Below are 11,735 nucleotides of genomic sequence, written 5' to 3' on the forward strand. Positions count from 1 at the left end.
ACCCCTAGTCTTGTGTGCGTTTAAAACGGTTAAACGGCATGGTTTGATAATGCCCTTCAACAACATAACGCCCGAATAACAAAAACTCTTCTTTAGTGTGCGTCGGGCCGGTGTAGCGCGCCATTGGCTGACCATCTAAATCAAACATCATCATTACCGGTGTTGCACGAACGCGATATTTACGTTCAGCCATTTCTTTTCCCGTGTTATAGTCGGTTCCATCAAAATCGGTTACTGGGCTTGCGCCTTCAATATCGAAGCGATACACTTTAAAAAACTGATGGAAATAGTCAATTACATCGGGTTCTTTAAGGATGGTTTCCTTCATTCTATGACAAAAAGGGCAATCATCCATTTCAAAAAAAATAAATACGCCTAATTTTTTATCGTCTCTAGCTAGCTCCAGTTCTTCTTGAAAATTACCAAAGCTATCATCAAAAAAGTCATTCGACCAGGCCTGGTGGCTAAACATTAGCATTAGGCCAACCAACCCGTATTTTATTACATTTAGCGTCTTTAGCGTCTTCATGATTTCCTCCTGCTCTTTTGAGCTATTTTATTAGAATTCAGCTAGGTTTAATTTTTTAAATGCTTTTCCTCATAAGACTTAATAAAACCTTCTAGTATTTCTTGATTCACCAGGCCTGCACGCCCTGCAACAACTTCACCACTCGGTGCAACCATATAAGTGCTTGGTAAGCCACGCAAAGGGCCAAACGGTGTGCGATTTGAGTTCAAATCAACATCCGCAAAACGCACAATAGGAAAACTGATCATCAATTCTTCGGTAAACGCATTAACCTTTTCTACTGGTATATTTTCAAAATTAACACCTAAAACGATCGCCCCATTCTCCTTATTTTGCTCGTGAAAAAAGGTTAAATCCGGCATTTCTTTAATACAGGGTGGACACCATGTTGCCCAAATATTGACTACCACCCACTGGCCTTTAAAATCAGACAGCATCACTTTATTACCCTGCATATCAACAAACTCAATGTCGGTTTTAGCCTGGACAGAGAGGGTAAATAAGACCATCAATCCTAAACTGAGTGCCATCCATTTAACTAAATTAGTTACGTTAACCATTTTCATCCTTGCGTTCATCGAAAACTCCTATTCAATATTTTTTACTTTACTAGTATTTTGCTAAACCTTATCTTGCGAGTACATCCTTAACAAAGGGGAGAGTCATTCGCCTTTTTTCGGCCAAACTCGCTTGTTCCAACAACTGCAAAACGGCCAGCAACTCTTGAAGATCTAAAGAAAATCGTTTTATTAAAAAATTAGTTACATCTAACGAAAGTTCAAACCCGCGATTAATTGCATGACGTTGTAATGCCAATATTAACGAATCCTTGTCCGTAATGGGCGCCAAAGGGATAGGCATAATAGAGAAAACTTCTGCTCGCAAAGCATCGGTTACCATTGGCCAGTCGCGGATTGGCATCTGCCCAGCCAACAAAACCCTATGACCTTGAACCTTTGATTTAGCCACCAAATTGGCTAAGGCTTTTTCCCAGGCCGGATCACCCAAAATAGCCTCCACCCCGTCTAAACAGACCAAATCAGTCACCTCCAACCCGACCAAAACGTCTGCAATTAAAGGCAAGCCCTTGTCCATTAAAGGGAAAAACACACTTTGTAATTGTTTTTCGCTATAAAAGCGACAAGCCGCCTGCAACAAATGTGTTTTTCCCACGCCTTCTGGCCCATAAAAATAGTAACAGCCTGCATACTGGGGTTTATCTGGCTGCTGCAAACTACTTAAGGTTTGCGCAATCAATTCCTGCTCCGCGACAAAGGTTTTAAAACTAGCATCATTACGTAAACTAATTTTGAGTGGTAACTGCACTAGCATATTCTGTTCTTTCACGGCTGGTAGCGCCCCTTTAATTGTCCTTGAAACAAACTTTGCTGAGTCCATTCTATTTGTTTTAACAGATCCAATTGGTCAAATAAATTTGAAAGTTGACCATTATAGGTAACTTCAAATTTTACTTTATCAGCCTGAAGTTCGGCTAATCTCACATTAGTGACTATCGGTTGCAAATCAGATAACGAGGATTCGATAAGATTAAAAATCTGAAAGCTAGTTATATTGGCAATTTCAACATCAATTAGACCAACATTACCCAATCCTTGGCGATAAGGCGCAGAGTAAAATGCAAGTAGTCGATCAAGTGACGACGCCATCAACGCTAAAAAAGATTCACCAACCTCTTCCCCCTCCAATACGAGCTCACCATTCTCAAGCGAATAGAGCCGCCAAGCCCAACTAATAACCTCACCGATTCGATCGGCCTTATAGACAAACAGGAACTGATGACCATCACTTATGCTATTGACAAAATCGGCATTGATTCGATTCGCGCTAAAAAACGTCTGCGGAGAAGGAAATAACTCAACGATACGCCTATCTTCCGGCAACTTAATCGGTAAACCTAATAATTGAGCATAGAGCCTAAAATCCAGGTCAACACGGTACTCTAAACTCTGTGCGGAAATATCTTCCAAGAGTCCAGCCTGTTCCCACTGGCCTAGCATAAATGTTTTAGGCCTAAAATTTAGAGGCCACATATTAATGCCTGACTGATGAAACTCAGCTAGCAATCTATGACGATCAAATTCAACCGCCAAGCTTTGCCCCATGATTACACCATCAATTTCTCGGTTAACCAGCTGAAAACGTACAACCCACTGACGCGCATTGCGAATAAGTTTTTGCGCCTCCGGTGTGGTCGAAAAACCTGCATCACCCACCAGCCTTACCAAAAGGTCGGCCATTGCCTGCTGCAAATAAACGTTCAATTCATTGACGTTATACTGTTCCAATGGCTTTTCAATTTTGAATAAATCCAATGAATCTTGCGCCTGGACCGTTGGAAATAACATAAATACACTGATTACTAACCGAAGTATTAAACTTCTCATACCCGCCTCGCTGTTTTTTGGTTACAATATCATAATATTTTTTTGCATGTAGGTTAGGCTGATTTAGCAATTGATGCTAATTGTTTGACCTACTTGCTTTCTAAACGCTAACAAAAGTTTAAACACCTATGACAAACAAAGCCTCACTAAGTTACAAAGATGCTGGCGTCGATATCGATGCTGGTGATGCCCTCATACAAGCGATTAAACCTATTGCTAAAGCCACCGCCAGACCTGAAGTTTTGGCATCCCTGGGTGGTTTTGGTGCCCTATTCGAATTACCTATAGGAAAATACAAAAACCCAGTTTTAGTATCAGGTACCGATGGTGTCGGCACAAAACTTAGATTAGCCATCGATACAGGAAAACATGACCAAGTCGGTGTAGATCTAGTCGCGATGTGTGTCAATGATCTTATTGTTCAAGGGGCAGAACCCTTGTTTTTTCTTGACTATTACGCCACCGGCAAACTCGACATAGCTATTGCCAAAGATGTAATTCAGGGTATCGGTGAAGGCTGCCTACAATCAGGTTGTGCGTTAATTGGTGGTGAGACGGCTGAAATGCCGGGCATGTACCCTATTGGCGATTATGATTTAGCTGGCTTTTGTGTGGGTATCGTTGAAAAAGATCAATTGATTGACGGAACAAAAGTAAAAGCCGGTGATGTACTTCTTGGTCTTGCTTCATCAGGTCCGCACTCAAACGGCTACTCGCTGATTCGAAAAATTATCGAAGTCAGTGGCGAAGATTTATCCCAAGACTTAAATGGACAGCCTCTTGTCGACGCCTTAATGGCCCCGACCCGAATCTATGTTAAATCATTACTTGAGTTATTTACAAAAGTTGAAGTTAAAGCCCTATCTCACATTACAGGTGGCGGTCTTGTTGAAAACTTACCTCGCGTGATGCCCAACAATACGTGCGCTCACGTAAATACAAAAACTTGGCAACGCCCTGCGGTTTTTGACTGGTTACAAGACCGCGGAAATGTTGACTTTATAGAAATGCACCGCACCTTTAACTGTGGTATTGGTATGGTTCTCGTTGTAGATCCAGCTGACCAGGCGCAAGCCGTCGAAATACTTCAACAGCTTGGTGAACAGGTTTCGGTTATAGGTGAAATAAAGTCAACCAACCAAGTCGAGCCTTTTGTTGAGCTTGTCAGCGAGTAGTCACACCATGGCGCGCCCTTTGTTAAAAGTAGTCGTATTAGTGTCAGGCAATGGCTCCAACCTTCAAGCCTTAATCGACTACCAAAGGCGCGAGGACTGTCAATACAAGATTGTCAAAGTTGTCGCTAATAAACCCGATGCCTATGGTTTAGACCGTGCAAAACAACACCAGATACCAACGGCTTTAATCGATCATACGCGTTATAAAAATCGCGAATTATTTGAACAGGCTTTAATTAATGAAATTGACGAAGAACCACCAGGCCTGGTGGTTCTGGCGGGGTTTATGCGGGTTTTAACCCCGCTGTTTACTCGGCACTATTTAGGACGGATGATTAATATCCACCCATCCCTTCTTCCAAAATACCCTGGGCTAAACACGCACCAACGTGCACTTGATGCAGGTGATGCGGAACATGGCTTGAGCATCCATTTTGTAACGGCAGAACTGGACGCTGGCCCAGTTATTTTACAAGCGAGTCTTAAAATTCAACCTAACCTGAATGCTCCAACACTCCAACAACAAATTCATCAACTAGAACACCAGACTTATCCTATTGCAGTTCAACTGTTTGCCCAAGGCGACATTAAGCTTAACAACAACCAGGCCTGGTTCCAAAATGAAAAACTTAACACGCCCCTTCAACTCAGTCATTTACACAATGATTAACACTCACCGCTTCCCAATCACACTCGCTTTCATCTGCACAACGCTGTTTACAACACTAAATGCAAACGCGTTAACCCCTTTCGAAGCCAGTTATAAAATTGAAGCCTTTGGATTAACTATTGGCCGAGCCGACCACTCACTCACCTGTAAAAATCAACAATGTGATTTAACAAGCCATGCAACCCCAACGGGACTAGCGCGCCGACTAATTGGTGAGGAAGGCCATGAGCGTGTTCAATTAGCGCTTAAAGACAATGTTTTATACTGGCTCAGTTATGAAAACAAGACCATAAAAATTAGAAGTCAAGACGTTGTCGACCAGGTCTTTGTTAGCCTAAATCCTGACACCTTAACCATCGAAAACCTAGAGCGAAACCAAAGCTGGGCTTATGACACCAACACCTTTGACCCTTTATCCATGGCTTATGCACTGCAACACCGCCTACTAAACAATCAACCCATAGACACCATGACCCTGCAAGAAGAAAAGCGCCAACGCCTCCTAACCTTCAACGATTTTGGTGAAGTTTTGCTCAGCAGCGCGTTCAAATCTCGACTAAAAACAAATCATTATGTTGCTGATACACCTGAATATAAAGTATCGATCTGGCTTGCAACCGATCTTAATCTGTTTCCAGCGCAGGTTGAAATTTACGATAAAAAACGTCGGCGTGGTATGACCTTAAGCTTATTAAAGCGCCCAACCTTTCACTAAGAGACTAGAATATGAAACTGAGTGACCAAGATATTTCAATTGCACTAGAGCAACAACGCATTAAAATCGAACCCATGCCCACGGATAATAAAATAAAAGGTATAAGCGTTGACTTACGTCTCGACAAGCGTTTTCGTGTATTTAATGACCACACCGCACCCTATATTGATCTCAGTGGTCCACGTGAGCAGGTTCAAGCATTACTCGATAAAGTAATGGGAAATGAAATCATTATCGAACAAGACCAAGCGTTTTTCCTACACCCAGGTGAATTGGCCTTGGCTTCAACCCTTGAATCCATCACGATTCCAGATGACTTGGTTGGCTGGCTAGATGGGCGCTCGAGTCTAGCTCGACTTGGATTAATGGTTCACGTTACCGCACACCGGATTGATCCAGGCTGGCAAGGACAAATCGTATTGGAAATATTCAACAGTGGCAAGTTACCCTTAGCCCTTCGCCCTGGCATGGATATTTGCGCCATCAACTTTGAAACCCTTTCCAGTCCAGCAAAAAAACCCTATAACAAGCGAACGGATGCCAAATATCAAAACCAATCAGGCCCCACATCGAGCCGAATTAATCAAGACCAAGGACAATAACCCAATCACCTCGCCTATTACTATCGCTCGACCAAGTAGTTAAACCTTGAAATAAAGGGCGTTAGCTTTTTTAAAATAGCCGCGCTACCGCCTTGAATATTCGACTCGACATTTAGCGCCAGCACGGGATCATGCAAGGAGAGTCTGAGCAAAAACCAGCCTTGCTCATCGACTGAATTACACTTAACACGAACCCCCTCATGGTTTTTTGGAACCTCTATCCAATCCCCTTGCTCGATAACAAACTGTTTGAGTTCATCCAAGACCTTTTGACCATATAGTTGAAAGTTTTCCTGCTCTATTCGATAACGAATCTCTTTGTCTTCAACAGGTTCTTTGAGGCCAGAAATTAAATCGCCCAGTGTTTGCGAATTAAGCTTCGCTTTTGCCAACTCAATTAAAAGCTTAGTTATTAAATAGGCACCATCATCAAGAAAATGGTTTTCTTTTAAAGCTGCATGGCCCGAGGTTTCAATCGCAAGGGGTGAAAAAACACCTTGTTGATTTAAGCGAATGGCTTCATTAATCACGTTTTTATAACCGCGCTTGAACCGATGATGCTTGCCCTTCAGTTCAATTTCAATAAAGTCGGTCAACCCATCAGAAGTAATGGAGTCCGTCACAATCGTCGATCCTGGATGTTGCCTAATTAGGATTGCGGAGATTAAGGCAATTAATCTATTCCGATTTAACGTCTGCCCTTGATGATCCACCGCTGCACTGCGATCTACATCCGTATCAAAAATAATCCCAAAGTCCGCCTGATGCGTTAATACGGCATCACGAATAGATTGCATTGCCGCTGCATCTTCGGGATTCGGCACGTGATTTGGAAACCGACCGTCTGGTTCTAAAAACTGACTCCCCGTGGTGTCTGCACCTAATGGCTTAAGTACGCGATCAACAAAAAAACCACCCGCTCCATTACCCGCATCCACTAGGATTTTCAAGTCTGAAAGTGGCGCCTGATAATGAGCAGCATGCTCAATCCCTCGGCGCACTTTTTCAACCAGGCCTGCTGCATAAACGGCCATAAAATCCAATTGACTCGATTTATTTTCACAAACCATGGATATGCATGACGACGCAAGCGTAAGCAGCTTAGTAATATCCTGTTTTTCAAGCCCCCCCTGATCGGTAAAAAACTTAAAACCATTTCGATTAAAGGGTAAGTGGCTTGCAGTAATCATAATCGCACCGTGAAAACTAGGTTTTATGCTTTGTTCATTACTAATCGTTGACACAAACATTGCAGGTGTCGATGCCAATCCAAAGTCCGTAACACGGGCTTGACGTGCCATTAAACCTTCACAAAGGCTTTGGCTGAGCATAGGGCCCGAAATTCGACTGTCCCGACCGACTGAAATACGTAGTTGATCAAACGGCATGCTTAATCGCTGGCTTAACCAAACGGCAAAGGCCTGGCCAATGCAATTCGCTCTATCCTCGTCTAAATTTACCGTTTCACCCTCAATCCCGTTTAATGCAATGCCACGAATATCCGAGCCGTTTTGTAGTTTTAGCCATTGTTCAGCATCCATATCGCCTCCAATATAATCAATAGTGAGTCAGTTTTAAGTGTACAGTAATTGCAGTTTGGATAAGACACCGAAGATTTATTTATTTTCCAGTATTTCCTGAGTCTGCAACGATAAATATCAAGGCCTGTGTTAGGCTTAGGACTTAAGTGCAATTTAATTCTATTCTTGATAGAATTGCTAAAGGATTATTTTTACACCTTTGGAGTGAACAATGGGGTTTTTAGACCGTTTATTTGGCGATGCGACGGATGGCATCAGTGAAGCCATGAAGCAACAGATTGAATCCAACTTATCAGGGTTTAGCTTACCTCACATGAAAACAGACTTAAATGCTATCAAATGCATTCAAGACCTGAGTCTAAAATCGCACACCCTGTCATTTACGCTTAACTGGCCCTATCCGGCCAAGTCACTTCATGCTGAAGTCGACGAAAAGCTCAACAAGTTACTTTGTCAAATTGAAGGTATAGATAAAACAAAAATCAACCACCAAATAAAAATTAAAGCCCACCAAACACAGCCTAATGTTCAAGCCCTAGCGCAAATCAAGAATATTATTGCGGTGGGTTCGGGCAAAGGCGGCGTGGGCAAGTCGACCACCAGCATCAACCTTGCCCTGGCGTTAGCTGAACAAGGCGCACGCGTCGGTGTGTTAGATGCCGATATTTATGGCCCTAGCCTGCCGACCTTGCTGGGTTTGCATGGCAAGCCCAACTCTGAAGACGGTAAAAGCATGCAGCCTATGCAAGCGCATGGTTTGCAAGCCATGTCGATTGGCTTTTTAATCGAAGAAGACACGCCAATGATCTGGCGCGGCCCGATTGTGACCCAAACCCTTACCCAACTCCTCAAAGAAACCGCTTGGGATAATTTAGATTATTTGATTATTGACTTGCCCCCAGGTACCGGCGATGTGCAGCTTACGCTTGCCCAACAAATCCCTGTCAGCGGTGCGGTGATTGTCACCACGCCTCAGGATTTGGCCTTGATTGATGCCAAAAAAGCTTACAAGATGTTTGAAAAGGTTAATATCCCAGTCCTGGGCATTATTGAAAACATGAGCACCCATATTTGTTCAAATTGCGGTCATGAGGAAGCGATTTTTGGTGAGAACGGCGGCGAAAAACTTGCCCAAACCTATGGTATTCCCTTTTTAGGCGCGATGCCACTGGCGATGGCAATTCGCCAACAGGCCGACCAAGGCAAACCCAGCATGGTGGCCGAACCGGATGGTGCCTATGCTAACAAGTACCGCGAGATCAGCTTTAAAATTAGCGCTCAATTAGCGGATGCTAAACGTAACTACTCGGCTGCCTTTCCTAAAATTGTGATTGAGCAGAGCTAGAATCCATCATTATAAACCTGCTCAGGCGTTATAATACTTGGTTAAATTTAAAAACAACGGATAAGGCAATGAGTTCGGTCAGAAAAATCTTAATTACCAGTGCGCTTCCCTATGCTAATGGCCCGATTCACTTGGGTCATTTGGTGGAATACATTCAAACCGATATTTGGTCACGTTTCCAGAAACAACGTGGTCACAACTGTATTTATGTGTGCGCTGACGACGCGCATGGCACCCCGATTATGCTGCGCGCGCAATCCGAAGGCATTAGTCCTGAAGCACTGATTGCGCGGATTTCTCAAGAGCATCAACAAGATTTTGCTGGCTTTAATATTGCGTTTGACCAATATCACTCCACTCATTCCGAAGAAAACCGTTTTTATGCCAACTATATTTACAACCAGCTAAAAGCCAACAACCACATTAGCCGTAAAACGATTAAACAGGCGTTTGATCCTGAAAAACAAATGTTCTTACCAGACCGTTTTATCAAAGGCACCTGCCCAAAATGCGGCGCACATGATCAATATGGCGACAACTGCGAAGTTTGTGGCGCAACCTATAGCCCCACTGAACTTAAAAACCCGAAATCGGTAGTATCGGGTGCGACGCCGATTGAAAAAGACAGCGAACATTTGTTCTTTGAGCTGGGTCACTTTGAACCGATGCTCAAAGAATGGACCCAAGCTGGTCACCTACAAACCCAAATCGCCAACAAGCTGAGCGAATGGTTTGAGTCGGGTTTACAAAAGTGGGATATTAGCCGTGATGCGCCCTACTTTGGTTTTGAAATCCCCGGTGAAGACCAGAAGTTTTTCTATGTCTGGTTAGATGCGCCGATTGGTTATTTAGCGTCGTTTAAAGCCTATTGCGATAAAAACAATATCAACTTCGATGACTATTGGGCGCAAGACTCACAAGCAGAGTTGTATCATTTTATTGGCAAAGACATCGTTTACTTCCACGCGCTATTCTTCCCGGCGATGTTGGCGGGCGCAGGCTTTAGAACGCCTTCGGCGATTTTCGCGCATGGTTTTTTAACCGTCGATGGTGCCAAAATGTCCAAGTCGCGTGGCACCTTTATAATGGCCAGCACCTATTTAAAGCATCTTAACCCTGAATATCTACGCTATTATTTTGCGACTAAACTCAATAGCCGGATTGATGATCTGGACTTAAACCTCGATGATTTTGTTCAGCGGGTGAATTCTGATTTGATTGGTAAAGTCGTCAATATCGCCAGCCGCTGTGCCGGCTTTGTCACCAAGCGTTTTGAGGGTCAACTCAACCAGGCCTGGTCGTCAGCAGCGCAAAATTTGTTTGATTCATTCTCCGCGAAACGTGAAGCGATTGCGCAATTGTATGAAAACCGTGAATACAGCCAAGCTATGCGCGATATTATGGCGCTAGCCGATAAAGCCAATGAGTATATCGCCGACACCACGCCTTGGGTGTTAGCCAAACAAGAAGGCAAAGAGGCTGAGTTACATGAATCGGTCAGTGTGGGCTTAAACCTGTTCCGCCTGTTGATGATTTATCTCGCCCCGGTACTACCGCAAACCAGCACCAAGGCCCGTGAGTTCTTTAATGAAACCCAATGGTCTTGGGATTCTGCCAAGACCCCGTTACGCGCTCACACGATTGCGCCTTACCAAGCCCTATTAACGCGTTTAGACATAACACAGGTTGAAAAAATGCTAGCAGACTCAAAACATACCCTACAAGCAACACCCACTAAACCCGCGCCTGCTCAATCCGCATTGGATCCGATTGCACCGGAAATCAGTATTGAAGACTTTGCTAAAATTGATTTACGTATTGCTAAAATTCTCAATGCCGAAATCGTTCCCGAAGCAAACAAGCTGCTTAAACTGACGCTGGATATTGGCTTGGGTGAGCGTCAAGTGTTCGCGGGCATTAAATCCGCCTATGAACCAGAAGACTTAATCGGCAAGTTGACCGTCATGGTCGCCAATTTAGCCCCTCGCAAAATGCGCTTCGGTTTGTCCGAAGGCATGGTACTGGCGGCCGGCCCAGGCGGCAAAGACCTATTCATCCTAAACCCAGACGAAGGCGCCCAACCAGGCATGCGGGTTAAATAGTTTAAACTTTCAGTGAGGATATAACGATGCAAGCAATCGAATTTGAAGCGCTTATTCATGACGGTGTCGTTGAAATACCACCGGAGCTGCAAGCGCTGGCGAATAACAAAACAGCAAAGTTCATCGTTTTATTTGAGCAACAGCCGCCTAAAAACAACAAAGACCTTTTTACTTCGTTAAGTAGTGCGGGTGGCGTGCTACCTGCTGATTACAAGTTTAACCGAGATGAAGCAAATGCACGATAACTGCTTTGTTGATACAAACTTGCTGGTATATTCAGTTACTGACTGTGATAAATCTAAAACAGCTAGATTGCTATTTGCGAATCAAAACTTACCTAGAGTATCTGTTCAGGTAATTAATGAGTTTATTAATGTTTGTAAACGTAAGAAAATACTCCCTGAACCCACACTCTACTCACTTGCTAAGGAATTGATCGTGCAACTTAATCCTGCCTGCATCGACAGGCAGACCTTATTTCTAGTCATAGAAGTTGCCCATCGCTATCAATATTGCACATTTGATAGTTTGATTATTGCAAGCGCATTACAACAAAATTGCAAGACTTTGTTTTCAGAAGACATGCAGCATGGTCAGCTGATTAACGATAAACTAACTATTATTAATCCTTTTTTAACAACCTGAGCAAGC

At 43.5% G+C, this 11,735-nt stretch carries 13 protein-coding genes; 8 read left to right on the top strand and 5 right to left on the bottom strand.

What is annotated here, in order from left to right:
* Positions 1-4 precede the first annotated feature (4 nt).
* Genes P8S55_RS00070 through P8S55_RS00085 form a run of 4 tightly spaced genes read right to left on the bottom strand, consistent with a single transcriptional unit; the run spans position 5 to position 2,934 of the window.
* Complete coding sequence (locus P8S55_RS00070; protein ID WP_289224266.1) at positions 5-529, bottom strand: thioredoxin family protein; 525 nt, start codon at positions 527-529, stop codon at positions 5-7.
* Between the two features lie 47 nt (positions 530-576).
* A complete protein-coding gene (locus P8S55_RS00075; protein WP_289224267.1) occupies positions 577-1,107 on the bottom strand; it encodes a TlpA family protein disulfide reductase in 531 nt (176 codons plus the stop codon).
* 49 nt (positions 1,108-1,156) lie between these two features.
* Positions 1,157-1,876, bottom strand: a complete 720-nt coding sequence (locus P8S55_RS00080) for an HdaA/DnaA family protein (protein WP_289224268.1) — start codon at positions 1,874-1,876, stop codon at positions 1,157-1,159.
* Positions 1,873-2,934, bottom strand: coding sequence for a DUF8605 domain-containing protein (locus P8S55_RS00085; RefSeq protein WP_289224269.1), 1,062 nt, complete (start codon positions 2,932-2,934; stop codon positions 1,873-1,875). The genes P8S55_RS00080 and P8S55_RS00085 overlap by 4 nt, the downstream gene beginning before the upstream one ends.
* A 128-nt stretch (positions 2,935-3,062) precedes the next feature.
* Here P8S55_RS00085 and purM point away from each other — a divergent pair, with 128 nt between their 5' ends.
* From purM to dcd, 4 genes are read left to right on the top strand one after another with little or no spacing between them, the layout of a single operon-like run.
* Positions 3,063-4,109, top strand: a complete 1,047-nt coding sequence (gene purM, locus P8S55_RS00090; RefSeq protein ID WP_289224270.1) for a phosphoribosylformylglycinamidine cyclo-ligase — start codon at positions 3,063-3,065, stop codon at positions 4,107-4,109.
* A gap of 7 nt (positions 4,110-4,116) precedes the next feature.
* Positions 4,117-4,779, top strand: coding sequence for a phosphoribosylglycinamide formyltransferase (purN, locus tag P8S55_RS00095; protein WP_289224271.1), 663 nt, complete (start codon positions 4,117-4,119; stop codon positions 4,777-4,779).
* Positions 4,730-5,494, top strand: coding sequence for a DUF3108 domain-containing protein (locus tag P8S55_RS00100; RefSeq protein ID WP_289224272.1), 765 nt, complete (start codon positions 4,730-4,732; stop codon positions 5,492-5,494). The genes purN and P8S55_RS00100 overlap by 50 nt, the downstream gene beginning before the upstream one ends.
* Positions 5,495-5,505: 11 nt before the next feature.
* On the top strand, positions 5,506-6,096 hold the full coding sequence (gene dcd / locus P8S55_RS00105) for a dCTP deaminase (protein WP_289224273.1): 591 nt from the start codon (positions 5,506-5,508) through the stop codon (positions 6,094-6,096).
* Positions 6,097-6,116: 20 nt separating this feature from the next.
* On the opposite strand, the gene P8S55_RS00110 is transcribed toward dcd, so the two are convergent.
* Positions 6,117-7,637, bottom strand: a complete 1,521-nt coding sequence (locus P8S55_RS00110) for a phosphohexomutase domain-containing protein (RefSeq protein ID WP_289224274.1) — start codon at positions 7,635-7,637, stop codon at positions 6,117-6,119.
* Positions 7,638-7,848: 211 nt separating this feature from the next.
* Between P8S55_RS00110 and apbC the strand changes: the two genes are divergently transcribed.
* The 4 genes from apbC (at position 7,849) to P8S55_RS00130 (ending at position 11,729) form a co-directional block, all read left to right on the top strand.
* Positions 7,849-8,982: an iron-sulfur cluster carrier protein ApbC gene (apbC, locus tag P8S55_RS00115; RefSeq protein WP_289224275.1), complete on the top strand. Its 1,134-nt coding sequence runs from the start codon at positions 7,849-7,851 to the stop codon at positions 8,980-8,982.
* Positions 8,983-9,050: 68 nt separating this feature from the next.
* A complete protein-coding gene (gene metG, locus P8S55_RS00120) occupies positions 9,051-11,084 on the top strand; it encodes a methionine--tRNA ligase (RefSeq protein WP_289224276.1) in 2,034 nt (677 codons plus the stop codon).
* Positions 11,085-11,110: 26 nt separating this feature from the next.
* Positions 11,111-11,329, top strand: a complete 219-nt coding sequence (locus tag P8S55_RS00125) for a hypothetical protein (protein WP_289224277.1) — start codon at positions 11,111-11,113, stop codon at positions 11,327-11,329.
* Positions 11,310-11,729 carry a PIN domain-containing protein gene (locus tag P8S55_RS00130; RefSeq protein WP_289224278.1) on the top strand — a complete coding sequence of 140 codons (420 nt, stop codon included), beginning with the start codon at positions 11,310-11,312 and terminating at the stop codon, positions 11,727-11,729. The genes P8S55_RS00125 and P8S55_RS00130 overlap by 20 nt, the downstream gene beginning before the upstream one ends.
* The last annotated feature ends 6 nt before the right edge of the window (positions 11,730-11,735 follow it).

Origin of the sequence: Thiomicrospira sp. R3 (genome assembly GCF_029581415.1) — a bacterium.
GTDB lineage: Bacteria > Pseudomonadota > Gammaproteobacteria > Thiomicrospirales > Thiomicrospiraceae > Thiomicrospira.